Origin of the sequence: Tahibacter harae (assembly GCF_024437735.1) — a bacterium.
Lineage (GTDB): Bacteria > Pseudomonadota > Gammaproteobacteria > Xanthomonadales > Rhodanobacteraceae > Tahibacter > Tahibacter harae.
This window is the reverse complement of the sequence record NZ_JANFQO010000005.1, coordinates 35769-61442: the sequence shown is the minus strand read 5'-3', so window position 1 is coordinate 61442 and position 25674 is coordinate 35769. Positions and strand designations below refer to the sequence as shown.

Sequence of the window (25674 nt, the reverse complement as noted above, 5' to 3'; positions counted from 1 at the left end):
GCGCGGACTCTGTTCCGCGCCGCACTGCGGCTGGCTGAGGGCCGCAGAGTAAAGCTTTCCTACATCGCCTGGGCAGGGTGGGCGTAGGAAATCGGTGCCGTGGCCGGGTCGTCGAAGCAGACCTCTTCCCACGCGCTGGTATCCGCCAGCAGGTTGCGCAACAGCTGATTGTTCAACTGATGGCCGGACTTGTGCCCGTAGAACGCGCCGATGAGGCTGTGTCCCAGCAGGTACAGGTCGCCGATTGCGTCGAGGATCTTGTGTTTGACGAATTCGTCCTCGTAGCGCAGACCATCTTCGTTGAGGACGCGATAGTCGTCGAGGACGATCGCGTTGTCCATGGATCCACCCAGCACGAGATTGCGCTCGCGCAGCATTTCGATATCACGCATGAAACCGAAGGTGCGCGCGCGCGAGACTTCCTTCACGAAGGACGTGGTGGAGAAGTCGATCTCCGCCCGCGAGGTCTGCGCGGTGAAGATGGGGTGGTTGAAATCGATGGAGAAGCCGACCTTGAAGCCGTCGAAGGGCTCGAAACGGGCCCATTTGTCGCCTTCCTGGATGGTCAGGGGCTTCTTGATGCGGATGAAGCGCTTGGCCTTGGGCTGTTCTTCTATGCCCGCGGACTGCAGCAGAAACACGAAGGGACCGGCGCTGCCGTCCATGATCGGCACTTCCGAGGCCGACAGATCGACATAGGCGTTGTCTATGCCCAGACCCGCCATCGCCGACAGCAGATGTTCGACTGTCGATACGCGGATCGTTCCCTTGGTAAGCGTGCTGGAAAGACTGGTATCGCCGACATTTTCCGCGCGGGCATGGATCTCCACCGGCGGATTCAGATCCACCCGGCGGAAGACGATGCCGGTGTCCACCGCCGCCGGACGCAGGGTCATGTAGACCTTTTCGCCGGTGTGGATGCCGACGCCTGTCGCCCGAATGACGTTCTTCAGCGTGCGTTGTTTGATCATTTCTTTTTTTGTCCCCTGGGGCAGGAGCCAACAAAACGGTCCGGATGCTAGCACAGGGCTTTATGACAGAAAAGCAAAACGACGCGCCCGGCCCACATTCTGTTGTGTTAATACAACAATAACGCTGGAATCGGGCGAAAAAAAGGCGGCATGCCGTCGGCATACCGCCTTCTGGAGGACGTAGCATGACGGATGACGGCGCCTGTCGTCACCTGTCTTTGACGCTGGATTGCGCAAATCCCCTACGCGGCGGCACGCCATCGGCCGCGGCTTGCGCCGCGGGGCGATGGGAATGCGGCGCGGGCGCGGGGCCCGCGCGTGCTCAGTCCGCCTGGCGCCGCAGGAACGCGGGGATGTCCAGGTAGTCCATGGCCGGCTCCGCCGCGCTGGCCGCCTCGCTCATGGCAACCTGGCGCGCGGCCGGGCCGGCCACGCGCACCGCCGGCTGGGCGTAGTCCACCACTTCGTTGCCGGTGCCGGTGCGCAGAACCAGGCGCGGACGCGGTTCGTCGCGGCGCGAGGTGCCCGGCTGGCGCGCGGCCATGCGATTGAGGCCGGTGGCGACCACGGTTACGCGCACCTCGTCCTGCAGCTCGGTATCCAGCGCCGTGCCGATCACGACGGTCGCATCCTCGCTGGCAAAGCCGTGGATGACCTGTCCGATCTCGTCGAACTCGCGCATGGTCAGGTTGGGACCGGCGGTGACGTTGACCAGGATGCCGCAGGCGCCGGCCAGGTTGACGTCTTCCAGCAGTGGATTGTTGATCGCGGCTTCCGCCGCGGCCACGGCGCGGTCGTCGCCCTTGGCCGAACCCGTGCCCATCATGGCCATGCCCATTTCGGACATCACTGTGCGCACATCGGCGAAGTCGACGTTGATCAGGCCCGGACGGGTGATCAGGTCGGCGATGCCCTGCACCGCGCCCAGCAGCACGTCATTGGCCTGCTTGAACGCGCTCAGCAGGGTCACGTCGCGGCCCAGCACGGTGAGCAGCTTTTCATTCGGCACCGTGATCAGCGAATCCACGTGCTGGCCCAGGTCCTCGATGCCCTTGAGCGCGACCTGCATGCGGCGGCGGCCCTCGAAGGGGAAAGGCTTGGTCACCACGGCGACGGTCAGGATGCCCAGCTCCTTGGCCAGCTGCGCCACCACCGGCGCTGCGCCGGTGCCGGTGCCGCCGCCCATGCCGGCGGTGATGAACACCATGTCGGCACCCTGCAGCATCTCGACGATGCGCTCGCGGTCTTCCAGCGCGGCCTGGCGGCCGACCTCGGGGTTGGCGCCCGCGCCCAGCCCCTTGGTGACATTGCTGCCCAGCTGCAGGCTGAACTTGGCGCCCGAGTTCTTGATCGCCTGGGCGTCGGTATTGGCGCAGACGAAGTCCACGCCTTCCACATGCTGTTGCACCATGTGGGCCACCGCGTTGCCGCCGCCGCCGCCCACACCGATGACCTTGATCACCGCATTCGGTGCCATCTTCTCCACGAATTCGAACATGACTCCCATCCTCCGTTTTATGAATTGCTATGTGTAGACCGCGCGCATCCGCCTGATCCGCCGGCCGCGCGGAGAACAGGCGCGTTCTCCGCTCGCGGGGCCTTTCGCCCCGCACCGCGGCGTCCTGCCGCGGGTATCGCGCACCGGCGCGGACGCCGGCGTGGAAATCTCAGAAATTCCCCTTGAACCAGTGCATGACCTTGTCCCACAGCCCACCGACCCGGGCCACGCCGGCCGCGGCCGGGCGGCGCACGGCTTCGCGGCCGGCGCCGTACAGCAGCAGGCCCACGCCACTGGCATGGATCTGGTTGGAGACCACGTCGGAAAGCCCGCTGACGTGCTGCGGCACGCCCAGGCGCACCGGCATGTGGAACAGCTCCTCGGCCAGTTCCACCACACCTTCCATCTTGGCGCCGCCGCCGGTCAGCACGATGCCGGCGCGGGTGAGTTCCTCCAGGCCGGAACGGCGCAGTTCGGCCTGCACCATCTCGAAGATTTCCTCGTAGCGCGGCTGCACCGCCTCGGCCAGGGTCTGCCGCGCCAGGCGCCGCGGCGGGCGGTCGCCGACGCTGGGCACCTGTATGGTTTCCTCGGCCGTGGCCAGCTGGGCCAGGGCGCAGGCGTAGCGGATCTTGATTTCCTCCGCGTTCGCCGTCGGCGTGCGCACGAACTGGGCGATATCGTTGGTGACCTGGTCGCCGCCGATCGGCAGCGCCGCAGTGTGGCGGATCGCGCCCTGGGTATAGATGGACAGGTCGGTGGTGCCGGCACCGATGTCGACCAGGCACACGCCCAGCTCGCGCTCGTCCTGGGTCAGCACGGCACGGGCCGAGGCCACCGCCGAGGGCACCAGTTCGTCCACACTGAGGCCGCAGCGCTGTATGCACTTCATGATGTTCTGCGCCGCGCTGGCCGCGCCGGTGACCAGGTGCACGTTGGCTTCCAGGCGCACGCCGGACATGCCGACCGGATGGCGTATGCCTTCCTGGCCGTCGATCAGGTATTCCTGCGGCTCCTTGTAGAGCACCCAGCGGTCGCCCGGGATGGCCAGGGCGCTGGCCGCGTTGAGTACGGCGTCGAGGTCGGCCTGAGTGACCTCCTTGTCGCGGATGGGCGCGGTGCCGTGGGAGTTCTCGTCCTTGATGTGGCTGCCGGAGATCGAGGCATAGACCGAGCGGATCTCGCAGCCGGCCATCAGCTCGGCCTCTTCCACCGCGCGCTGGATCGACTGCACCGTGGATTCGATGTCCACCACCACGCCGCGCTTGAGCCCGCGCGAGGCGTGCGAGCCCACGCCGATGATTTCCACCGGGTCGCCCGGCTGGAATTCGCCGACGATGGCGACGGTCTTGGACGTGCCTATGTCCAGGCCGACGATGAGGGATTTTTCCGTCTTGCGATTCATGCGTCTTCCACCGGCACGTGCTCAGGAGTGGCGGGCGGCGCCGGCGGGGTCAGCGGCACGGGATCCTGTCCCGGCCACTTCATCGCGAAACCGTTGCTGTAGCGCAGATCCACGTATTCAAACGCGCCCTGGCCGCTGGCGGCCACGCGCGGGTACAGCTGCAGGAAGCGGCGCAGGCGCTCGCGCGCATGATCGTTGCCGACGAAGATGTCGGCGCCGCTGTCCAGGTGCACGGTCCAGCTGCCGCGCGCGCTGAGGCTGACGCCGGCGATCTTCAGGCCGCTGCCGGCGGACTCGGCCAGGATTTCATTGTGGAAATTAATCACTTCGGCTATGCGCTCGTCCGGCCCGTCCAGGCGCGGCAGGCCCTGGATCTCCGGCGCGCCGGGCACCTGGAACAGCTGGCCGTCGCGGTTGAGCAGGCGCTCGCGGCCCCAGTGCGCATACGGCCGCTGCTCGTAGATGCGCAGCACCAGGGTGTCGGGCCAGCGCTTGCGCGCCTCGACCTTTTCCACCCAGGGCAGCTGCGCCACGCTCTTCTGCACTCCCGCAAGATCCACCGCGAAAAAGCCGATGCCTATGGCCGGCGCGGCCGCGGCGCGGATCTGCTCGGCGCTGACATTGGCGAACTCCGCCTGCAGCTCCAGCTGGCGCACCGGCCAGCGGTCGGCCGCGTACCAGCCGTTGAGCAGGCCGACCACGGGCAGCGCGACCAGGGTCAGCGCAATGGCCCAGGCGAGCAGGCGCTGGATCGCGGTCGCGCTCACGGCGTCTCGTCCCCCAGGCTGGTTTCCAGGATGCGCCAGCACAGCTGCGGAAATTCGATGCCGACCGCGCGCGCCGCCTTGGGCACCAGCGAGTGGCTGGTCATGCCGGGCGTGGTATTGACCTCCAGCAGCCAGTTGTTGCCGGCGCGGTCGCGCATCACATCGACGCGGCCCCAGCCCGAGGCGCCGGCGGCGTTGAACGCGCGCAGCGCGAGCGCGCGCAGGGCTTCTTCCTCGGCGCCCTGCAGGCCGGGACAGAGATATTGCGTGTCCTCGGCGACGTACTTGGCGTGGTAATCGTAGAACTCGCCCTTGGGCACGATATGGATGCTGGGCAGCGCCGCACCGTCGAGAATGCCGACCGTGAATTCGCCGCCTTCGATCAGTTGCTCTATCACCAGCTCGCCGTCGTAGCGCGAGGCCAGCTCCAGCGCCGCCGGCAGATCGGCCGCGCCGTAGACGCGGGTGATGCCGACGCTGGAACCTTCGTGCGACGGTTTGACGATGACCGGATAGCCCAGTTCGGCAATGATCGCGGCGATGTCGCCGCCCTTGGCATAGGCGCGGAAGCGCGGCGTGGGCAGGCCCTTGGCGATCCACACTTCCTTGGTGCGCACCTTGTCCATGGACAGGGCCGAGCCGAGCACGCCCGATCCGGTGAAGGGCACGCCCAGCGCCTGCAGCGCGCCCTGCAGCATGCCGTCCTCGCCGCCGCGGCCGTGCAGAATGTTGAACACACGCGCGAAGTGGCCGGCGCGCAGCGCATCCAGCAGGGCGGGAATGCCGTCCACGGGATGCGCGTCCACGCCCAGCGAGCGCAGCGCTTCCAGCACGTTGCGGCCGGAATCCAGCGACACTTCGCGCTCGGCGGAGTTGCCGCCCAGGGCCACGGCCACGCGGCCGAACAGTTTGGGATCGTGAATGCGCATCAACCTGCCTTTGTCCTCAGATGGCCCAGCGCCGCCAGTTCGCTGGCGGCGGCGCCGATGTCGCCGGCCCCCATCAGCAGCACCAGGTCGCGGTCGCGCAGCAGCGCGGGAAAAACGTCCTTGAGTTCGCGCGGGTGCTCCACCAGCACCGGATCGACCTTGCCGCGCGCGCGCAGCGCCCGCGCCAGGGCGCGCGCGTCGGCATTGGCGATGGGCGCTTCGCCGGCGGGATAGACCTCGGTCAGCACCAGCACATCGACTTCGCTCAGCACCTTGGCGAAATCGTCGAGCAGGTCGCGCGTGCGCGAGTAGCGGTGCGGCTGGAAGGCCACGACCAGGCGCCGCTCCGGCCAGCCGCCACGCGCGGCGGCGAATACGGCGGCCAGTTCGCTGGGATGGTGGCCGTAGTCGTCGACCAGGCTGATCTGGCCGCTGTCCAGGGCCAGCTCGCCGCGCGACTGGAAGCGCCGGCCCACGCCCTGGAACTGCGACAGCGCACGCTGGATCGCATCGGCTTCCACGCCCAGCTGCCAAGCCACCGCCGAGGCGGCCAGCGCATTCAATACGTTGTGGCGCCCCGGCAGGTTCAGCGTGACCGGCAGCGGCGCGCCCGCACCGGGCAGCACCAGATCGAACAGCATCTGCCCGCCCTGCTGGCGCACGTTGAGCGCGCGCACGTCGGCCTCGCTGCTGGCAATGCCGTAGGTGAGTGTGCTGCGCGCGGTCTCGCGCGCCAGCTCGGCCACTTCCGCATCGTCCATGCACAGCACGGCCAGGCCATAGAACGGCAGGCGGTGCAGGAAATCGGCGAAGGCCTTTTTCACCTTGCCGAAATCGCCTTCGTAGTTCTCCAGATGATCGGCGTCGATGTTGGTGACAATGGCGATCATCGGCGACAGCATCAGGAAGGAGCCGTCGGATTCGTCGGCTTCCGCCACCAGGTATTCGCCGGTGCCCAGGCGCGCATTCGCGCCGGCGGCGGTGAGCTGGCCGCCGATGACGAAGGTGGGATCCAAGCCGGCTTCGGCGAGCACGCTGGCGACCAGGCTGGTGGTGGTGGTCTTGCCGTGGGTGCCGGCCACGGCGATGCCGCGGCGGAAGCGCATCAGCTCGCCCAGCATCTCCGCGCGCGGCACCACCGGGATGCGGCGCGCGCGCGCGGCCAGCAGCTCCGGATTGTCGGGCCGGATCGCGCTGGACACGACGATGGCGTCGGCCGCGGCGACGTTTTCCGCCGCATGGCCGCGGTCCACGCGGATGCCGAGCTGGCTCAGGCGGCGCGTGGTCGCGGAGTCGGCCTTGTCCGAGCCGGAAACCTCGTAGCCGAGGTTGTGCAGCACTTCGGCGATGCCGCTCATGCCCACGCCGCCGATGCCGACGAAGTGCACGCGGCGCAGCGCATGGGTGATGTCGTCCTGGGGAGCGAGACGGCGCGGCGTCATGCGGCGGCCTCCAGGCAGTGGTCGGCGATGGCCTGCGCCGCATCGGGCCGGGCCAGGCCGCGGGCGGCTTGCGCCATGGCGAGCAGGCGCGCGGGATCGGAAAGCAAGGTGTCCAGTTCCTGTTGCAGGCGCTGCGGCGTGGCGGCGCTCTCGGCGATGCACAGCGCGGCGCCGGCGGCGACGAAGGCTTCGGCGTTGCGCGTCTGGTGGTCATCGACCGCGTGCGGGAACGGCACCAGCACCGCGCCGCAGCCGGCGGCGGCGACTTCGGCCAGGGTCAGCGCACCGGCGCGGCAAACGATGAGATCGGCCCAGGCATACGCCGCGGCCATGTCCTCGATGAAGGGTTCCACGCTGGCTTCCACGCCGGCGGCGGCGTAGGCCTCGCGCGCGGCCTGGGCGTGGCGCGGGCCGCACTGGTGGCGCAACTGCGGCCGGCGCGGCGCCGGCAGCGCGGCCACGGCCGCGGGAATGCGCGTATTCAGCGCCTGCGCGCCGAGGCTGCCGCCGAGCACCAGCAACCGCGGCGCACCGGAGCGGCCGGCCAGGCGCTGCGCCGGCGGCGCGATCGCCGCAATGCTGGCGCGCACCGGGTTGCCCACCCACAGCGCTTTCACTGCCGGCGCGAACGCATCGGCGAAGCCGGCCAGCACGCGGCGCGCGACTTTCGCCAGGGCGCGGTTGGTGGTGCCCGGCACGCGGTTCTGCTCGTGCACGATCAGCGGCAGCCCGCCCAGCCATGCGGCGATGCCGCCGGGACCGGCGGCAAAGCCGCCCAGCGACAGCACACTGCGCGGCCGCACGCGGCGCAGCACGCGGCGCGCCGCGAGCACTGCGCGCAGCAGGCGCAGCGGCGCGCGCAGCAGGGTGCCCAGGCCCTTGCCGCGCACGCCGCCGATATCCAGGGTTTCGATGGCGATGCCGGCCTTGGGCACCAGTTCGGTTTCCAGGCCGCCGGCCGCGCCCATCCACAGCACAGGCACGCCGCGCGCGCGCAGCTCCTCGGCCACCGCGATGCCGGGAAAGATATGTCCGCCGGTGCCGCCGGCCATGATCAGCACGGGTGCGGCCGCGCTCATGCCCACACCCCGCTCTGCAGGCGCTGCTGGGTGCTTTCGGCGCTCTGCGCCTCTTCGCGCGACAGCTCGTAGCTCACCCGCAGCAGCACGCCGATCATGACGCAGGTCATCAGCACGGAAGAGCCGCCCGAACTGATCAGCGGCAGGGTCAGGCCCTTGGTCGGCAGCACGCCCAGGTTCACGCCGATGGAGACGATGGCCTGCAGCGCGATGCACAGCGAGATGCCGAACGCGACATAGCCCTGGAAATACAGGCCGCGCTGGATCGCGCGCGCACCCAGCAGCAGGCCGCGGCCGCACAGCCAGGCGAACAGGGCCAGCACCAGCAGCACGCCGAAAAGGCCGAGTTCCTCGGCCAGCACGGCGAGGATGAAGTCGGTATGCGCCTCGGGCAGGTAGAACAGCTTCTGCACCGAGCCGCCCAGGCCCACGCCGAACCACTCGCCGCGGCCGACCGCGATCAGCGCCTGCGACAGCTGGTAGCCGTCGCCGAAGGGATCGAGGAAAGGATCGCGGAACGAGGTCAGGCGCTTGATACGGTATTCCGCGTAGATCGCCGCATAGGCCATCACCGGCATCACCGGCAGGCCGAGAAAGACCAGATTGCGCAGGCGCGCGCCGCCCAGCCAGATCAGCCCCACCGTGGTCGCCGCGACCAGCGCGGCCGAGCCGAAATCCGGCTGCGCCAGCAGCAGCACCACGCCCACGCCGGCCACGCAGATGGGCTTGATCACACCGAAGAAATTGCGCTGCACACTCTCGCGGTGGCGCACCAGATAGCTGGCCAGATAGGCGATCAGCAGCAATTTGAACGCTTCCACCGGCTGCAGGCCGGTGATGCCGAAATTCAGCCAGCGCAGCGCGCCGTTGCGGCGCATGCCCAGGCCGGGCACGAACACCGCCAGCAGCAGCAGGAAGCCGACCAGCAGCAGCAGGCCGCTGTGGCGCTCGACCTTCTCCAGCTCCAGCCGCATCGCGCCTATGGCCAGCAGCACGCCCAGGGCGACGAAGATGAGGTGGCGCGTAACGTAATAGAACGGGCCGAAGTGCTGGTTCTCGGCCACGGGGATGGAGCTGGACGCCACCATGACGACGCCCAGGGCGGTGATGCCCAGGGCGGCCAGCAGCAGGCCGCGGTCGTAACGACCGGGCAATTCGCTGCGGCGGGTGGCCTGGCCTTCGCTCATCAGCGCACCTTCAACGTCGCCAGGCCGATCAGCACTAGCACCACGCTGATGATCCAGAAGCGCACGATCACGCGCGGCTCGGGCCAGCCCTTCAATTCAAAGTGATGATGGATGGGCGCCATGCGGAACAGGCGCTTGCCGGTGAGCTTGAAGCTGGCCACCTGCAGCATCACCGAGGCCGTCTCCATCACGAATACGCCGCCCATGATGAGCAGCGCCACTTCCTGGCGCACGATCACCGCGATCAGGCCCAGCGCCGCGCCGATGGCCAGCGCGCCGATATCGCCCATGAACACCTGCGCGGGATAGGTGTTGAACCAGAGGAAGCCCAGGCCCGCGCCGGCCAGCGCGCCGCAGTAGATGGTCAGCTCGCCGGCGCCGGGCACGGCGGGAATCTGCAGGTAGTTGGAGAACACCGCGTTGCCGCCGAGATAGGCGAACACGCCCAGGGCGCAGGCGACCAGCACGCTGGGCATGATGGCCAGGCCGTCCAGTCCGTCGGTGAGGTTCACCGCGTTGGAGAAACCCACGATCATGAGATAGCCCAGCAACACGAAGAAGAACGCGCCCAGCGGCAGCGCAACCTGCTTGAACAGCGGCAGGTACAGCGCCGTCGCCGCCGGCACGTCGGCGGTATAGAACAGGAACAGCGCCGCGCCCAGGCCGCCTATGGACTGCCAGAAATACTTCCAGCGCGCGGCCAGGCCGCGGCTGTCCTTGAGCACCAGCTTCTTGTAGTCGTCGTAGAAGCCGATCGCGCCGAAGACCACGGTCACGGCCAGTACCAGCCAGACATAGCGGTTGCGCAGATCGGCCCAGAGCACCGTGGATACGGCGATCGACGCCAGGATCAGCGCGCCGCCCATGGTCGGCGTACCGGCCTTGGACAGATGCGACTGCGGGCCGTCCTGGCGGATCACCTGGCCGGCCTTGAGCGCGGCGAGGCGGCGGATCATGCCTGGCCCCACCAGCAGCGACACGGCCAGCGCGGTCAGCGTGGCCATGATGGCGCGGAAAGTCAGGTACTGGACGACGTGGAAGGCGCTGACGTAGGGCGTCAGCCATTGGGCCAGTTCAAGCAGCATGCGAGTCCCCCTCGGTCCCCAGCAGCGCCGCGACCACGCGATCCATCGCGGACGAACGCGAACCCTTGACCAGGCAGCAGACGCCAGCGTGCAGATCCTGCCGCAGGCGGGCGATCAATTCCGGTTGTTGTGGAAAATGCAGCGCGCCGGCGCCGAAGGCGTCGGCGGCGGCGCGGCTGAGCGGGCCCGTCGCGTACAGGCGCTGCACGCCCTGGGCGCGGGCATGTGCGCCTATGCGCGCGTGCAGCGCGGCGGCTTCGGGGCCCAGTTCCTTCATGTCGCCCAGCACCAGCCAGGGCTCGCCCGGCTGCAGCACCAGCGTGTCTATCGCCGCCGCGGCCGAGCCGGGATTAGCGTTGTAGCTGTCGTCGATCAGGCTCCAGCCGCGGCCGCTGTCGCGGCGGTCGAGCCGGCCGGCCACGCGCGGCGCCTGTTCCAGGCCGGCGCGGATGGTATCCAGCGGCACGTCCAGCGCGGTCGCCAGCGCCGCCGCGGCCAGCGCATTGGAGACGTTGTGGCGGCCTGGCAACGCCAGTTCGACATCGCGACTGCCGGCCGGCGTATGCAGGCGGAAGCGCGAGGTTTCGCCCAGCTGCAGCGCCTCGGCGCGCACCTCGGCGGAAGCAGAAAAGCCGAAGCGCAGCAGTCGCCGCGCCCCGGCCAGCCCTGTAAACAGTGCGGCGAACGGTTCTTCGTCGTTAATCACGGCTACGCCGTGCGGCGGCAGCGCCTCGTACAGCGCGCCCTTGGTGCGGGCTATGCCGTCCAGCGACAGCATGCGCTCCAGGTGCGCCGGTGCGATGTTGTTGACCAGGCCGACCTCGGGCCGCGCGATCGCCGCCAGATAGGCGATGTCGCCCGGCTTGCCCGCGCCCATCTCCAGCACCGCGAACGCGGTGTCCGCCGGCATGGCGAGCAGGGTCAGCGGCAGGCCGATCTCGTTATTGAGATTGCCCGCGTTCCAGTGCGTGGCGCCGTGGCGCGAAAGTATCGACGCGGTCAGGGTCTTGACCGTGGTCTTGCCGTTGGAGCCGGTGATGCCGACCACCCGCACCGCACACTGCGCCCGCACCGCGGCGGCCAGATCGCCCAGCGCGCGCTCGGTATCGGCGACCAGGATCTGCGCCAGGCTGGCATCGACCGGATGCGTGACCAGCGCCGCGACGGCGCCGGCGGCCTGGGCCGCATCGAGCAGATCGTGGCCGTCCACGCGCTCGCCCTTGAACGCGACGAACAGGTCGCCGGGCTGCAGCTTGCGCGTATCCACGGCCACGCCGTTGATGTGCGCATCGGCGCCGAGCAGGCGGCCCGCGGTGATCGTGGCGATTTCGCTCAGGGCGAGGTTCAGCATGGCTGCGCCTCCAGCACCCGGCGCGCCACGGCAGTGTCGTCGAACGGGAATTTCTGCGCGCCGACTTCCTGGTAGGGCTCATGGCCCTTGCCGGCGATCAGCACGATATCGCCCGGGCGGGCCTCGGCGATGGCCAGGGCAATGGCCTTGGCGCGGTCGCGCTCGACGCGGGCGCGGGCCGCGTCGGCAAAGCCCGCGACGATGGCGGCGACGATGGCGTCTGCGTCTTCACGGCGCGGATTGTCGTCGGTGACGATGGCGACATCGGCCAGGCGTTCGGCGATCGCGCCCATCTGCGGCCGCTTGCCCGCGTCGCGCTCGCCACCGCAGCCGAATACGCAGATCAGGCGGCCGCGCGCATGCGTGCGCAACGTGCCCAGGGCCTGCTCCAGCGCGTCCGGCGTATGCGCGTAATCGACCACGACCAGCGGCTGGCCGGCGGCGCCCAGGCGATTCATGCGCCCGGCCACCGGCTGCAGCTGCGCGGCCGCGGCGACGACGGCATCGAAATCGAAACCCAGCGCGCCCAGCGCCGCGATCACGCCGAGCAGGTTGGCCACGTTGAAACGCCCCAGCAGCGGCGATTGCAGTCGCGCCGTACCCCAGGGCGTGTGCAGGGTGAAGGAGACACCGCGCTCGTCCAGCACGATGCCGCTGGCGCGCACGTCCGCATCGGCGCTTTCCGCGCCAGTGCGCAGCAGGCTGACGCGGTTGGGCAGCTGCGCGGCGAGTTCGCGGCCGAATGCGTCATCCACATTGATGATGGCGTGGGCCAGGCCCGGCCAGGCGAACAGGCGCGCCTTGGCAGCGCCGTAGGCCTGCATGGTGCCGTGGTAGTCCAGGTGATCGCGGGTCAGATTGGTGAACAGGGCCAGGCTGAAATCCACCGCGTTGACGCGGCCCTGCTCCAGCGCATGCGAGGACACCTCCATCGCGACATGGTCGGCGCCGGCATCGCGGAACTGCGCCAGCAGCGCCTGCAGCTGGATCGCGTCCGGCGTGGTGCGCTCGCCGGCCTGGATATGGCCGTGCAGGCCGGCGCCCAGCGTGCCTATGCTCGCGGCGCGGTGGCCGAGCAGTTCCAGCGCCTGGGTCAGCAGCTGCACCGTCGACGTCTTGCCGTTGGTGCCGGTGACGCCGAGCACGCGCAGCTGGCGCGAGGGCTCACCGTGGAAGCGCGCGGCGATATGGCCGGCCTGGGCGCGCAGGCCGTCCAGCCAGACCACCGGCGCGACCGGATCAAAAGCGGGCGGCGCGGGGGATTCGGCCAATACGACCGAAGCACCCCGCGCCAACGCCGCCGGGGCAAAGGTGATGCCGTGCGCGGTGGTGCCGCGCAGGGCGACGAAGGCATCGCCGGAACGGATCGCGCGCGAGTCCAGGCTCAACCCGTCCACGCGGATCGCGCCGTGTGCGCCGGCGGCGGGGCCGATCAGTTCGTCCAGGGTCATGCTCATTCGGGCACGCCCTCCTCGAAGCTGGTCGCGCCGGGCGCGTAGTCGGGCGCGGCGTCGCCGGCCTCTACCGGCGCCCAGTTGCCGCTGCCGTCGGAGTACCACTTCTCCACATTGTCCGGCGGAATGTCGAGCAGGCGCAGCGCGCCGTCCATGACCCGGCTGAAGGCCGGGCCGGCGACGATGCCGCCGGTATAGGCGCCCTGCGGATCGTGGATCACCACCACCACGACCAGGCGCGGATTGCTGGCCGGGGCCAGTCCGGCGAAGGTGGAGATATAGCGGCTCTCGTAGCCGCCGGCGACGGCGCGGCGCGAGGTGCCGCTCTTGCCGGCGACGCGGTAGTTGCGCACCGCCGCGCGCAGGCCGGTGCCGCGCGGCGTGATCACCGTTTCCAGCATGGTGACGATGGTGCGGGCGATATTCGGGTCCAGCACCGCGGTATCCGGGTTCTGCGCGCCCTTGACGAAGGTCGGCGCGCGCAGGCGGCCGTTGTCGGCCAGCACGGCATAGGCCTGGGCGAGCTGCATGGGCGTGACGTTCAGGCCGTAGCCGTAGGACAGCGTCGCTTTTTCCACCACGCCCCAGCTCTTGTACGCCGGCAGCACGCCGGGCGCCTCGCCGGGAAAGCCGCTGCCGGTGCTCTCGCCGAAGCCGAAGCGCTTGAACACGTCATAAAGGTGTTCGTTGGACAGGGTCAGCGCAATCTTGGCCGCGCCCACGTTGCTGGAGCGGGTCAGCACGCCGGTGACGTCGAGCAGGCCCTTGTTGCTGGTGTCGCGGATGATGTGGCCGGCCAGCGGCATGCTGCCGGGCGAGGTGTCGATGGGCGTGTTCGGCTTCCACTTGCCGCTTTCCAGCGCCGCGGCCACGGTGAAGGCTTTCATGGTGGAGCCGGGCTCGACCACGTCGGTCAGAGCGCGGTTGCGCCGGCTGGCGGTTTCGCCGTTGTTGACCGCGTTGGGGTTGTAGGAAGGCTGGTTGACCGTGGCCAGGATCTCGCCGTTGCGCGCATCCAGCACGACGATGGAGCCCGAGGTCGCCGAATGCTCCAGCAGGGTGCGCTTGAGCTGGCGATAGGCCAGGTACTGGATGCGCCGGTCTATGGACAAGGTCAGCTCGCGGCCGGGCTGCGGCTCGCGCAGCAGTTCCACGTCCTCGACCACATGGCCCAGGCGGTCGCGGATCACGCGCTTGGCGCCGGGCTTGCCGGCCAGCCATTCGTCGAAGGCCAGCTCCAGGCCTTCCTGGCCGCGATCGTCGATATTGGTGAAGCCCAGCACGTGCGCCATGACTTCGCCGCTGGGGTAATAGCGGCGGAATTCGCGCTGCGAGCTGACGCCGGGAATCTTGCGGTCCAGGATCTGCTTGGCGTCGTCGGGGTTGAGATGACGCTTGAGGTACAGGAATTCCTTGTCCGCGCGCTGCTCCAGCTTGGCCTTGAGCACGGTCTCGTCCATGCCCAGCGCCTCGGCCAGCTCGGACACGCGCCCGCCGTGCTGCAGCAGCTCCTGCGGGTTTGCCCAGATCGACACCACCGGCGTGGACACGGCCAGCGGCTCGCCGTTGCGGTCCAGGATGGTGCCGCGCGAAACCGGGATCGGCACTTCGCGCAGATAGCGTGCGTCGCCCTGCTCCTGGTAGAACTCCTTGCGCACCACCTGCAGATCGACCGCGCGCACGACCAGGCCGGTGCCGGCCAGGGTCAGCAGCATCAGCACGGCCGACAGGCGCGCCTTGAGGTTCACAGGCCGCGGCCGCGTGGCCGCGCGCAGGCCGGCCGCGGTGCTGTTGCGCACGGCGTTGTCGCTGAATTCGCGCGGGCGGTTGGACAGGGACATCAGCGGCGGATGATCACGATGTCGGCCGGATCCGCCGCGCCCATGCCGAGCTGGCCGCGGGCGACCTGCTCGATGCGGTTGGGTTCGGCCCAGGTCGACTGTTCCAGCTGCAGCCGGCCGTATTCGAAATTCATTTCGTCGCGCTCCCGGTTCAGCCGGGTCAGTTCGATGAACAGCACGCGGCCTTCATGGCGCTGGTAGACCACGCCGATCGCGCTGGCGATATCGGCCAGCAGCAACAGGGTGAACAGTACGAAGCCCACACGCTTCATGGCGCGGCCTCCAGGCGCTCGGCCACGCGCAGCACGGCGCTGCGGGCGCGCGGGTTGCGTTCGATTTCCTCGGCGCCGGGCAGCTGGGCCGAGCCGATCGCGCGCAGGGTCAGCGGCGCGTGCGGCGGCGGCGGCAGGCCGCGCCGGCTCGGCGGCGGCTGCGAATGAGTGCGTATGAACTGCTTGACGATGCGGTCTTCCAGCGAATGGAAGCTGATCACGGCCAGGCGGCCGCCCGGACGCAGGCGCTGGCGCGCGCCCTCCAGGCCGCGCTGCAGCGCGTCCAGCTCGCCGTTCACCACGATGCGCAGGGCCTGGAAGGTGCGCGTGGCCGGGTGCTTGCCCGGTTCGCGCTTGGGATTGGCGCGGGCGCAGAGTTCGGCCAGCTCGGCCGTGGTGCGGATGGGATTGTCGGCACGGCGCTCTACGATCCAGCGCGCGATGCGGCGGCTGTTGCGCTCCTCGCCGTACTCATAAAGTGCGTCGGCGATGTCCTGCTCGGCGGCGCGGGCCAGGTAGTCCGCTGCGCTCTCGCCCTGGCTGGTATCCATGCGCATGTCGAGCGGGGCGTCGGCCTGGAAGCTGAACCCGCGTTGCGGATCGTCCAGCTGCGGCGACGACACACCGATATCGAGCAACACACCGTCCACCCCATCCTCCGTCGCGTCCCATTCGGCAAGTCCGGCGAAGCTGCCGTGTCTCACCTGTACACGCGGGTCCTGACCGAATTCGGCGCGGGCCATGGCAACGGCCTGCGGATCACGGTCCAGCAACAACAGGCGCCCCCCGGCACCCAGCCGTTTCAGCACTTCGCGCGCATGACCGCCGCGGCCGAAGGTGCCATCGACGTAGACGCCGCCCGGCTTCACGGCAAGCGCGTCCACCGCTTCCGCCAACATGACCGGGACGTGCTTGAGCGTGTCCTGCTTCACCCTGCTCCACCCCGGTCCTTTCCAGAAAATTCCGCTACAACTTCAGGTTCATCATCGCGTCGCTGATCTCATCCTCGCCTATGGTCTGGCGGATCTTGGCCAGGTGCGCCTGCTCGCTCCACAACTCGAACTTGGCGCCCATGCCGAGCAACACGGCCTTCTTTTCTATCCCGGCCGCCGCGCGCTGACTCGCTGGCACCAGGATGCGTCCTGCGCTGTCGGGCTCCACGTGGGCGGCAGCGCCGACCAGCTTCATCTGCAGCGCCCGGTGCACCGCCTTGACGTTGGTCAGTTCATTGACCTGGTCGCGGACCGTTTCCCACTCGTTGAGCGGGAACAGCCACAGGCAGCCGTTCTCGAAGGGGTTGTAGGTGAACACCAGGCGCCCGGCGGAAATCGCCGCGATCTGCTCGCGATAAGCTGTCGGCACGGCAAGCCGACCCTTGTCGTCGATCGTGATGGCGGTTTCGCCCTGGAACATCTGCCTGTGCCTTCCCCACCATTTCCCACGAAATCACACCGGCGCCCACACTAGTCTCAGCCCCTGAGACTGTCAAGGAGAATTTCCGTTACAGATCAATGGGGTTGTGGCATTTTTCGGGCAGATTCACGCAGTTTCTAAGAAACACCGGTCAGCACCTTGAATTAAAAAGAAATTTGGGCTGTAACAGCGGTTTACGAAGCTGAACACGGCCCGCCTGGGTCCGCCATGTGCCGGGCTGTGCCTGGGCGTTTTCCCGGGGGAGCGGATCCAGCCCTGACCCGGCACCCGTACGCGCTGCGACGGGACTGCGCCCGGGCGGCGGCACCCGGACCGCTCTGCGCCGACGCGCGCCACCGGATCCCACCGGCCGCCACGGCGCCGGGCCGGATTCCACCCCATCCCACGGATCGCCACGGGCGGGCGCAGCGCGCCAGGACCATCGCCCCGTGCCTCGCCGCCCCGGTGGCAGCAGTGGTCGCAGTCCACCTCCGCCACCGGGCTGCCAATCATCGGCCACCCAACTGGCGCCGGCAGACCGGCCGCCGCGCTGCAAACCGATGACAAACCCGCTCGGCGATAGCCGCGGCGGCGCTTTTGCGCTTGCCGGTTGTAGATGGGAAGAAATTGGATCAATGTATCCAAATCACAGTTGCCACTGTGATACGACACTGCAACTCAGAGCCGGATGCGTCCCAGGGACGGAGCGCCCGGGAACCGGCCGCGCCGGTTTCCGGAGAACAAGCGCAGGCCCGCCTGCGCCAGTCGCGCGAAAAGCAGGCAGGAGCCCGCCTTTCGACCCAACGCCAGGAGCAAGCCATGAGTGCAAACCTGCCGCGGTGGCTGTCTGCCGCCGCCCTGCTGTTGCTGGGCCAGGCCGCCTACGCCCAGACCCCGTGCAATGCCAGCGCCAGCTGGTTCACCAGCCCGAACTTTCCGACGGAAGTCGGCGACGACGGCAATACCGACTGCGTATTCCACCAGTTCGCCTGGCAGGCCTTCATCGACGTGGTGCAGCCGGCCTCCGGCGGCGGCCGCGCGTTTGAAGCCTGGATGCCCGAATACGGCATCTTCGTGCCGGCCGGCACCGCAGTGACGCCCTGGGGCCAGCAGCCCAGCGCGCCCTGTTCCAGCAATGCCAAGGCCGATCCGAAGAACGCAAAGAAACTGTTCCTGCGCCCGCGCGTTCCCAAGGGCGCCGGCGTCGACGCGGGCTCGGACACCCAGGCCACCGGCGATCCGCTGTACGACCAGAACAAGCAGGTCGTCTACTACAGCATGTGGGTAAACCAGACCGAGTACGACTTCATCACCCAGTGCGATTTCAACAACACCACCTGCGTCACCTCGGCGCCGTCGACCACGGCGCTGCCGGCGGGATCGGTGGAACTCAAGGCCGCCTGGCGCGTGTTCAGCGGCGCGCCGCCCAAGGACATGTACACGATCCAGGGCGTGGTCGGCGAATCCTGCCAGCCGGTGACCCTGGGCCTGGTCGGCTTCCACCTGGTGGCGAATACGCCGGATCATCCGGAATTCATCTGGGCCACTTTCGAGCACAATTCCAACGCGCCGGACTGCACCAATCCGCAGGCGCCGCCGGCCGGCGGCTGGTCGTTCAACAATCCCAAGTGCACGACCAACTGCACGCCGAACCAGAACGGCGTGAATCCGACCCAGGTCTGCCGCGTCGTGCCCCAGGGCGGCGGTAGCACGGACAACACCAGCGCGATGATTGCGCTGAACGCCTCGGTGCAATCCACTCTGCGGGGGCTGCTCAAGAGTTCGCCGGACAAGTTCGCCAACATGGCGATCTGGCTCAACTACCAGATGACCGGCAACCTGTGGACGCGCAACGGCGCCCTGCCGCCGACCAGCAGCAACATGGCCGGCTCCACCCAGAACGCCAATACCACGCTGGAGACGTTCTTCCAGGGCGAGGGCCGCAACTGCTTCAGCTGCCACACCCAGACTCAATACGTGAACACGAGCGTGAAGCCGCCTGTGCCCATGGGCTTTCCCAATAACGCGCCGGCGAATTTCAGCCATCTCTGGGGCTTCGCCCAGCAGACCGGCGGCTGCGGCAACGGCAAGGGGCCGCTGCCGGCAGCCTGCCCGATCAAGAACGGCAATACCGCGCAGAGCCTGACCGACAAGGCCAAGGATGCCGCGCAAAAAGCCGCAAAGAAGTAATTTCCAGAAACAACAACCCGTGAAGAACCACGGACCGATCCCTCCCGCCTCCGGCGCCGCACCGCCGGAGGCGGGAGGCGGAACCGGCGCTCCAGCTGCGGGGTCCGGCGGCAGCGACCGCCGGACCGACGCTCCGTAATCAGGCGCCGCCGGCTTCCGCTTCGCGGTAATAGGCGACGACTTCGCCCTTGAGCTTCAGCGTCATGGGATTGCCGCGCCGGTCGCGCGCCTTGCCCGCGGGCACGCGCACCCAGCCTTCGCTGACGCAGTATTCCTCCACGTCGAAACGTTCCTTGCCGTTGAAGCGTATGCCTATGCCGCGCTCGAAGGCGGCGGCGTCGTGGAATTTGCTGCGCGGATCGGCGTCGAGGCGGTCGGGAGGCGTATCGCTCATGGGTCTGGCTCCGGGGTAAACGCAGCATTCTAGAACAGCGGCCGCAGCGGCGCCGCAGTCGGCCGTCTCAGCCCGCGGTTGCGACCTCGCGCAGCTGCGCGAGCAATTCCGGCCCGCTCCAGTCGCGCCGTCCGCCCTGCCCGGCTGCGTGTACCAGCGCGGCCAGCCGCGCATTGACCGGCGCGCGCCGTCCCTGGTTCTGGGCCAGGCGCACAATCTCGCCGTTTATCCAGTCCACTTCCGTAGCGCGCCCGGCCTGCAGGTCTTCCCACATGGACGAGCGCGCCAGCGGGTCGATCGCGAGCATGCGCGCGGCGATGCGGCGGAACAGCACATCCGGCAGTTCCAGCACGCGCGGGATCCAATGTGGCGGCAACGCGGTCAGCCGGGCCGGAACCAGGCCGGCGCCGGCCAGCAGGCCCAGCGCCTCGCGCTGGGCCAGGGCCAGGCAGCGGCGATAGCTGCGCTGCGACAGCTGCTGCCGCAGCGGCAGGCCGCACAGCGCATTGATGGGGTTGTTGAGATTCAGCAGCAGCTTGCCCCACTGCACCGGCGCCAGGTCCGCCTGCTGCACCAGCGGCAGGCCGGCCCGGGCGAACAGCGCGAGAAACGGTTCCAGCGCAGCGTGCCGCTCGACTTCCAGCTCGCCCTCGGTGCCCTGGTGGAAACGCCCCTCGCCGCCCTGCACCACATTGAACGGCACCATGCCGGCCAGCACGATCCGCTGCGGCAGCGCGGCGCGCAGCACGGCAGCATTGCCCAGGCCGTTCTGCAGGCTGATCGCGACGGCGCCCGGCCGCAGCACCTGCGCCAGTTCCGCGCCCGCCGCGGCAGTCGCGGCGGACTTGACCGTGACCAGCACCAGATCCGCGCCCGCCGCAGCCTCGGCTGAAGTCGCCACGGTCACCTGCTGCGGCGCCAGCGCCTCGTGATAGCCGCGGTAGTCGCTGAGCTTGAGCCCATGGGCACCGATCTCGCGCTGCAGGCGCTCGCGGCCGATCAGCACCACATCGGCACCGGCGGCAATCAAGCGTCCGCCCACATAGCCGCCTATGCTGCCCGCCCCCATCACGGCGATCCTGCTCATGGCGCCTCCGTTAATTTGTGGAAATACGGAAAATCCGGCAGCCACGGCAGCGGCGATGCGGCGCGGCGCCGGACCGCGCCGGATACCGTGAACGGCATCCTGGATTCCGCGATCCGGCGTTATTGCGCCTCCGTGGCATCGGCTTCCCTGCCCGCGCCGCGCCCCGCTCCACCTCAGCCGCGCCGCAACGCCTGCGCATGATGGGCGAAATGCTCATCCAGAAAACTGGCAATGAAATAGTAGCTGTGGTCGTAGCCGGCGCGACGGCGCAGCAGCAGCGGATGCCCGGCGGCATCGCAGGCCTGCTCCAGCAATTCTGGCCGCAACTGGGTGGCGAGGAATTCGTCGGCCTCGCCCTGGTCGACCAGCAGCGGCAGACGCTCCGCGGCACCGGCGACCAGCGCGCAGGCATCCCATTCCAGCCAGGCCGCACGGTCTTCGCCAAGGTAGTTGCCGAAAGCCTTCTCGCCCCAGGGCACCTGGCTGGGCGCAACGATGGGCGAGAACGCCGACACGCTGCGATAGCGGCCCGGATTGCGCAGCGCCAGCACCAGCGCACCGTGGCCGCCCATGGAATGCCCGCTGACGGCACGCGCGGCCGTGGCGGGAAAATTCGCCTCGACCAGCGCCGGCAGTTCATCCACGACGTAATCGTGCATGCGGTAATGCCGCGACCAGGGCTCGCGCGTCGCATTCAGATAGAAGCCGGCGCCCTGGCCCAGGTCGTAGCTGTCCACATTGGCCACATCGGCGCCGCGCGGGCTGGTATCGGGCGCGACCACGATCAGGCCGTGCTCGGCCGCATAGCGCTGCGCGCCGGCCTTGGTGATGAAGTTCTGCTCGCTGCAGGTCAGCCCGCTGAGCCAGTACAGCACCGGACAAGGCCCGGCCTGTGCCTGCGGCGGCAGATAGATGCCGAAGCGCAGCTCGCAATCCAGCACCGCCGAGCGATGCTGCCACACTTCCTGCACGCCGCCGTGGCTGGCGTGCGCCTCGATGCGCTGCATGGCGCGCCCTCAGTAATGGATCACGCTGCGGATGGACTTGCCTTCGTGCATCAGGTCGAAGGCTTCGTTGATGCGTTCCAGCGGCAAGGTGTGGGTGATGAAGGGATCCAGCTGGATTTCACCGCGCATGGCCTGTTCCACCATGCCCGGCAGCTGGGTGCGCCCCTTGACGCCGCCGAAGGCGGTGCCGCGCCAGACCCGGCCCGTGACCAGTTGGAACGGCCGCGTGCGGATCTCCTGGCCGGCGCCGGCCACGCCGATGATGATGCTCTCGCCCCAGCCCTTGTGGCAGCACTCCAGCGCCGCGCGCATCACATCCACGTTGCCTATGCATTCGAAGCTGAAATCCACGCCGCCGTCGGTGAGACCGACGATCACATCCTGGATGGGCCTGTCATGGTCGCGCGGGTTGACGCAGTCGGTTGCGCCCATCTGCCGCGCCAGCTCGAACTTGGACGGATTGGTGTCGACGGCGATGATGCGCCCGGCCCTGGCCTGCACCGCGCCCTGGATCACCGCGAGGCCGATGCCGCCCAGGCCGAACACCGCGACGCTGTCGCCCGGCTTGACCTTGGCCGTGTTGTGCACGGCGCCTATGCCGGTGGTGACGCCGCAGCCCAGCAGGCAGACCTTCTCCAGCGGCGCGGCCGGATTGACCTTGGCCAGCGACACTTCGGCCACCACGGTGTACTCGCTGAAGGTGCTGCAGCCCATGTAGTGGTAGATGGGCTGGCCGTTGTAGGAGAAGCGCGTGGTGCCGTCGGGCATCAGGCCCTTGCCCTGGGTGGCGCGCACCGCCTGGCACAGGTTGGTTTTTCCGGATTTGCAGAATTTGCATTCGCGGCATTCCGCCGTGTACAGCGGGATCACGTGATCGCCGGGCGCCAGGCTGGTCACGCCCTCGCCGACCTCGACCACCACGCCGCCGCCCTCGTGGCCGAGCACGGCCGGGAAGATGCCTTCCGGATCGTCGCCGCTGAGCGTGAAGGCGTCGGTATGGCAGACGCCGGTCGCCGTGATGCGCACCAGCACTTCGCCGCGGCGCGGCGGCGCCACGTCGATCTCGACGATTTCCAGCGGCTTGCCCGCGGCAAAGGCGACGGCGGCACGGCTCTTCATGGTTTCACTCCCGGATGCAGGAAAGGATGCGGAAAAGGCAGCCGCGCCGGACGCCGGCGCGGCGGGGGACGATTCATTTCAGATAGGACCGCAGCAGCGCGACCACTTCGTCGACACGCTGCTGGCGGCGCTGCGCGCTGGCGGCCGGCTGGCCCAGTTCCTCGCGCAGATGGCTCTCCAGCACCTGTCCCATCAGGCCGTTGACCGCGCCGCGCAGCGCGGCGATCTGCTGCAGCACGGCGGCGCACTCGGCGCCCTGCTGCAGCGCACGCTCCAGCGCTTCCAGCTGGCCGCGCATGCGCCCTACACGGGCAAGTACGCGCTTCTTCTCGGCGGGCGAATGCGGCATGGGACGATCCCCTGGATTTACCATACTGGGGTACAGTATCCGGAAAGCCGCGCCGCGGCCAGTGCCCGGCGCCGCGGCGACCATTCCGATCAGGCCTGATCCCGCTCCCAGCGCCGCCGCAGCTCGGCCAGGGCCGGCCCTATCGCGGCGGTATCGGCGGCACCGAAGCCCAGTACCAGCCCCGCGCGCCGGCTGCGCTGCAGCTGGAAGCGGCGCAGCGTGGCTACGCCCGCGCCGGCCGTGGGCCGCGCCAGCCAGGCCGGCGCCGCGGCCAGGCGTTCGGCCGCCACCGCCAGGTGCAGCCCGGCCTGGGACGGCAGCGGCGCCAGCAATCCGCCGAAATGCCGTTCCAGCCCGTGCAGCAGCGCGCTGCGGCGCTGCGCATACACCGCCTGCATGCGCCGCACATGCCGCGCCAGATGGCCTTCGGCGATGAACAGGGCCAGGGTATCCTGCGCCGGCACGTTGCCGTGCACATCGGCGGCGCGGCGCGCTTCCACGAGCGCGGCGCGGGCCCAGGCCGGACAGGCGACATAGCCCAGGCGCAGGCCGGGAAACAGGCTCTTGGAAAAGGTACCGACGTAGAACACGCGCTCGCCGCCGTCCAGCGTCTGCAGCGCGTCCAGCGGGCGCTCGCCGTAGCGGAACTCGCCGTCGTAGTCGTCCTCGATCACCAGCGCGTCGCGCGCGCGGGCGAAGGCCAGCAATTCGGCGCGGCGCCGCGGCGACATGGCGCAGGCCAGCGGAAACTGATGCGACGGCGTCACGCAGATCACCCGCGCCTGGGCTGGCACCTGCGCCACCTGCAGCCCTTCCGCATCGACCGGCACCGGCGCCAGCTGCGCGCCCGCAGCGGCGAAGGCGGCGCGCAGCGGCGGATAGCCCGGGTCCTCCACCGCGACCACGGTCTTGCCCGGCGTGACCAGGATGCGCGCCAGCAGATCGAAAGCCTGCTGCGCGCCGGAGGTGATCACGATGTCGTCGGCGCCGCAGGACACCGCGCGGGCGAAAGCCACATGCCGCGCCACCGCCTCGCGCAGCGCGGGCTGGCCCTGGGCCGCCGCATAGACCGCCGGCGCGCGGGCCAGCTGGCGCAATGCCCGCGCACCGAGACGGCGCCAGATATCGAACGGAAACTCAGCCAATTCCGGCACGCCAAGGCGGAACACGCCGCCCGGCGCCGTATCCGGCGGCGCCGCGCCGCGCCAGTGCGCCGCCAAGTGCCGCGCCGCCGCGACCGGCCGCGACGCGCGCGGCGGCGGTGCCGGCGCATCGGCCACCTGCACGCCGCTCGCGCGGCGCGTGCGCACGTAGCCCTCGCTGAGCAGCAGGTCGTAGGCCGCCACCGCGGTATTGCGCGAGATGCCGTAGGCCGCGGCCACCGCGCGGCTGGAGGGCAGGCGCTGGCCCGGGCGCAGGCGGCCGTCAAGAATCGCTGCGCGCAACTGGCCGTGCAGGCTGCGCAGCAACTGGCCGGAGCCGCGCTCCGGCAGGTCCAGGGCGAACGCGAAAACTGGATCCATGATTTTCCCCTTTCCTGGCGCTGCAAGCATGCCAGATCGGCGCCTATGCTGGACTCACCCACTCACCGGAGCCAGACATGATCGAGCTGTACTACTGGGCCACGCCCAACGGCCTGAAGCCGCGCCTGATGCTGGAGGAAACCGGACTGGACTACCGCATCGTGCCGGTGGACATAGGCAAGGGCGAACAGTTCCGTCCCGAGTTCCTCGCCTTCGCGCCGAATAACCGCATTCCCGCACTGATCGACCACGCCCCGGCCGACGGCGGCGAACCGGTCAGGTTGTTTGAATCCGGCGCCCTGCTGCAATACCTCGCCGAGAAGACCGGCCGCTTCCTGCCTGCCGATCTGCGCGAACGCATGGAGGTGATGCAGTGGCTGTTCTGGCAGGTCGGCGGCCTGGGCCCCATGGCCGGACAAAATGGACATTTTCGCGTCTACGCGCCGGAAGCCGTTCCCTATGCGATCGAACGCTATACCCGCGAGACCGCGCGCCTCTACGGCGTGCTCGACAAGCGCCTGGCCGGCCGCGAATTCATCGCCGGCGACTACAGCATCGCCGACATGGCCTGCTATCCCTGGATAGTGCCGCACCAGGCGCACGGACAGAACCTGGATGATTTCCCCAACCTGCGGCGCTGGTTCGACACCATCCGCGAACGTCCGGCGACGCGGCGCGCCTATGCCGAGGTCAAGGACGCCTACTCCGCCGCCGCGCGCAACATCAGCGCCGAATCGCGCCAGATCCTGTTCGGCAATTCCGCCAAGCCCGCCACCTGATTCCGGAGAACATCATGTCGAATCCCGCCATCGCCGCGCCGCTGCAGCCCGCCACCCACCCCGCCTTCGCCGATGCCCAGACCATCGCCGCCGCCGACACGCCCTGGGTGCCGGCCGGCCCCGGCAAATCCTTCAAGCTGCTGCGCCTGCTGCCGGACAACACCGGCTTCGTCGAACTGATGCGCATCGAACCCGGCGCCGGTGTGCCGCTGCACCGCCACACCGGCCCCATCCACGCCTACAACCTGCAGGGCACGCGCGAGCTGTGCACCGGCGAGCGCATAGGGCCTGGGGAATATGTGTTCGAGCCGGCCGGCAATACCGACTGGTGGCGCGCTGTCGGCGATGAGCCCGTAATCCTCTTCATCGTCGTGCACGGCGCGGTCGAATATCTCGATGCGCAGGACCGTGTGACGCAGCGGATCGATGCGCAGGCGCTGTATGAGATGTATCGGGAGCACTGCCAGGCCAGCGGGCTGGAGCCGGCGGCGGCGGCGCATTGAACCGGGTGCAGATCGCAGAGCAGCGTCTG

General features: G+C 69.0%; 24 protein-coding genes. 3 read left to right on the top strand and 21 right to left on the bottom strand.

The window, feature by feature from the left end:
* Positions 1–59 precede the first annotated feature (59 nt).
* The 15 genes from lpxC to mraZ form a co-directional block, all read right to left on the bottom strand.
* On the bottom strand, positions 60–971 hold the full coding sequence (gene lpxC / locus NM961_RS06690) for a UDP-3-O-acyl-N-acetylglucosamine deacetylase (RefSeq protein ID WP_255913147.1): 912 nt from the start codon (positions 969–971) through the stop codon (positions 60–62).
* 322 nt (positions 972–1293) lie between these two features.
* Positions 1294–2469, bottom strand: coding sequence for a cell division protein FtsZ (gene ftsZ / locus NM961_RS06685; protein ID WP_255913146.1), 1176 nt, complete (start codon positions 2467–2469; stop codon positions 1294–1296).
* Between the two features lie 169 nt (positions 2470–2638).
* The gene (gene ftsA, locus NM961_RS06680; RefSeq protein WP_255913145.1) at positions 2639–3874 is read right to left on the bottom strand and encodes a cell division protein FtsA; all 1236 of its coding nucleotides are present in this window, start codon (positions 3872–3874) and stop codon (positions 2639–2641) included.
* Positions 3871–4641, bottom strand: a complete 771-nt coding sequence (locus tag NM961_RS06675) for a cell division protein FtsQ/DivIB (RefSeq protein WP_255913144.1) — start codon at positions 4639–4641, stop codon at positions 3871–3873. The genes ftsA and NM961_RS06675 overlap by 4 nt, the downstream gene beginning before the upstream one ends.
* A complete protein-coding gene (locus NM961_RS06670) occupies positions 4638–5570 on the bottom strand; it encodes a D-alanine--D-alanine ligase (RefSeq protein ID WP_305119066.1) in 933 nt (310 codons plus the stop codon). Before NM961_RS06670 ends, NM961_RS06675 begins: the two co-directional genes overlap by 4 nt.
* The gene (gene murC / locus NM961_RS06665) at positions 5570–7012 is read right to left on the bottom strand and encodes a UDP-N-acetylmuramate--L-alanine ligase (RefSeq protein WP_255913143.1); all 1443 of its coding nucleotides are present in this window, start codon (positions 7010–7012) and stop codon (positions 5570–5572) included. Before murC ends, NM961_RS06670 begins: the two co-directional genes overlap by 1 nt.
* Positions 7009–8091 (bottom strand): undecaprenyldiphospho-muramoylpentapeptide beta-N-acetylglucosaminyltransferase, encoded by a 1083-nt coding sequence (murG, locus tag NM961_RS06660; RefSeq protein ID WP_255913142.1) that lies wholly within the window; start codon positions 8089–8091, stop codon positions 7009–7011. Before murG ends, murC begins: the two co-directional genes overlap by 4 nt.
* Entirely contained in the window at positions 8088–9278 is a 1191-nt protein-coding gene (gene ftsW / locus NM961_RS06655) for a putative lipid II flippase FtsW (RefSeq protein WP_255913141.1), read from the bottom strand. The genes murG and ftsW overlap by 4 nt, the downstream gene beginning before the upstream one ends.
* On the bottom strand, positions 9278–10363 hold the full coding sequence (gene mraY, locus NM961_RS06650; RefSeq protein ID WP_255913140.1) for a phospho-N-acetylmuramoyl-pentapeptide-transferase: 1086 nt from the start codon (positions 10361–10363) through the stop codon (positions 9278–9280). The genes ftsW and mraY overlap by 1 nt, the downstream gene beginning before the upstream one ends.
* Positions 10353–11714 carry a UDP-N-acetylmuramoyl-tripeptide--D-alanyl-D-alanine ligase gene (locus tag NM961_RS06645; RefSeq protein ID WP_255913139.1) on the bottom strand — a complete coding sequence of 454 codons (1362 nt, stop codon included), beginning with the start codon at positions 11712–11714 and terminating at the stop codon, positions 10353–10355. The genes mraY and NM961_RS06645 overlap by 11 nt, the downstream gene beginning before the upstream one ends.
* Complete coding sequence (locus NM961_RS06640) at positions 11708–13171, bottom strand: UDP-N-acetylmuramoyl-L-alanyl-D-glutamate--2,6-diaminopimelate ligase (RefSeq protein WP_255913138.1); 1464 nt, start codon at positions 13169–13171, stop codon at positions 11708–11710. The genes NM961_RS06645 and NM961_RS06640 overlap by 7 nt, the downstream gene beginning before the upstream one ends.
* Positions 13168–15009: a peptidoglycan D,D-transpeptidase FtsI family protein gene (locus NM961_RS06635; RefSeq protein ID WP_439334199.1), complete on the bottom strand. Its 1842-nt coding sequence runs from the start codon at positions 15007–15009 to the stop codon at positions 13168–13170. Before NM961_RS06635 ends, NM961_RS06640 begins: the two co-directional genes overlap by 4 nt.
* Positions 15009–15281: a cell division protein FtsL gene (ftsL, locus tag NM961_RS06630; protein ID WP_305119065.1), complete on the bottom strand. Its 273-nt coding sequence runs from the start codon at positions 15279–15281 to the stop codon at positions 15009–15011. The genes NM961_RS06635 and ftsL overlap by 1 nt, the downstream gene beginning before the upstream one ends.
* Positions 15278–16213 carry a 16S rRNA (cytosine(1402)-N(4))-methyltransferase RsmH gene (gene rsmH / locus NM961_RS06625; protein WP_255913137.1) on the bottom strand — a complete coding sequence of 312 codons (936 nt, stop codon included), beginning with the start codon at positions 16211–16213 and terminating at the stop codon, positions 15278–15280. The genes ftsL and rsmH overlap by 4 nt, the downstream gene beginning before the upstream one ends.
* 34 nt (positions 16214–16247) lie before the next feature.
* Positions 16248–16694, bottom strand: coding sequence for a division/cell wall cluster transcriptional repressor MraZ (gene mraZ / locus NM961_RS06620; protein ID WP_255913136.1), 447 nt, complete (start codon positions 16692–16694; stop codon positions 16248–16250).
* Between the two features lie 819 nt (positions 16695–17513).
* On the opposite strand from mraZ, the gene NM961_RS06615 reads away from it, so the two are divergent.
* Complete coding sequence (locus tag NM961_RS06615) at positions 17514–18884, top strand: hypothetical protein (protein WP_255913135.1); 1371 nt, start codon at positions 17514–17516, stop codon at positions 18882–18884.
* A gap of 139 nt (positions 18885–19023) precedes the next feature.
* Here NM961_RS06615 and NM961_RS06610 read toward each other — a convergent pair whose 3' ends face one another.
* The 6 genes from NM961_RS06610 to pdxR all read right to left on the bottom strand — a co-directional run bounded on the left by NM961_RS06610 (position 19024) and on the right by pdxR (position 24363).
* The gene (locus NM961_RS06610; protein WP_255913134.1) at positions 19024–19278 is read right to left on the bottom strand and encodes a DUF3297 family protein; all 255 of its coding nucleotides are present in this window, start codon (positions 19276–19278) and stop codon (positions 19024–19026) included.
* A gap of 67 nt (positions 19279–19345) precedes the next feature.
* Complete coding sequence (locus tag NM961_RS06605; protein ID WP_255913133.1) at positions 19346–20365, bottom strand: 2-dehydropantoate 2-reductase; 1020 nt, start codon at positions 20363–20365, stop codon at positions 19346–19348.
* 173 nt (positions 20366–20538) lie between these two features.
* The gene (gene fghA, locus NM961_RS06600) at positions 20539–21372 is read right to left on the bottom strand and encodes an S-formylglutathione hydrolase (protein WP_255913132.1); all 834 of its coding nucleotides are present in this window, start codon (positions 21370–21372) and stop codon (positions 20539–20541) included.
* Positions 21373–21381: 9 nt separating this feature from the next.
* On the bottom strand, positions 21382–22491 hold the full coding sequence (locus NM961_RS06595) for an S-(hydroxymethyl)glutathione dehydrogenase/class III alcohol dehydrogenase (protein ID WP_255913131.1): 1110 nt from the start codon (positions 22489–22491) through the stop codon (positions 21382–21384).
* 73 nt (positions 22492–22564) lie between these two features.
* Positions 22565–22840, bottom strand: coding sequence for a formaldehyde-responsive transcriptional repressor FrmR (gene frmR / locus NM961_RS06590; RefSeq protein WP_255913130.1), 276 nt, complete (start codon positions 22838–22840; stop codon positions 22565–22567).
* Between the two features lie 89 nt (positions 22841–22929).
* Positions 22930–24363 carry a MocR-like pyridoxine biosynthesis transcription factor PdxR gene (gene pdxR, locus NM961_RS06585; RefSeq protein ID WP_255913129.1) on the bottom strand — a complete coding sequence of 478 codons (1434 nt, stop codon included), beginning with the start codon at positions 24361–24363 and terminating at the stop codon, positions 22930–22932.
* Between the two features lie 77 nt (positions 24364–24440).
* On the opposite strand from pdxR, the gene NM961_RS06580 reads away from it, so the two are divergent.
* Positions 24441–25142 (top strand): glutathione S-transferase N-terminal domain-containing protein, encoded by a 702-nt coding sequence (locus NM961_RS06580; protein ID WP_255913128.1) that lies wholly within the window; start codon positions 24441–24443, stop codon positions 25140–25142.
* 14 nt (positions 25143–25156) lie between these two features.
* The gene (locus NM961_RS06575; protein WP_255913127.1) at positions 25157–25645 is read left to right on the top strand and encodes a 2,4'-dihydroxyacetophenone dioxygenase family protein; all 489 of its coding nucleotides are present in this window, start codon (positions 25157–25159) and stop codon (positions 25643–25645) included.
* The last annotated feature ends 29 nt before the right edge of the window (positions 25646–25674 follow it).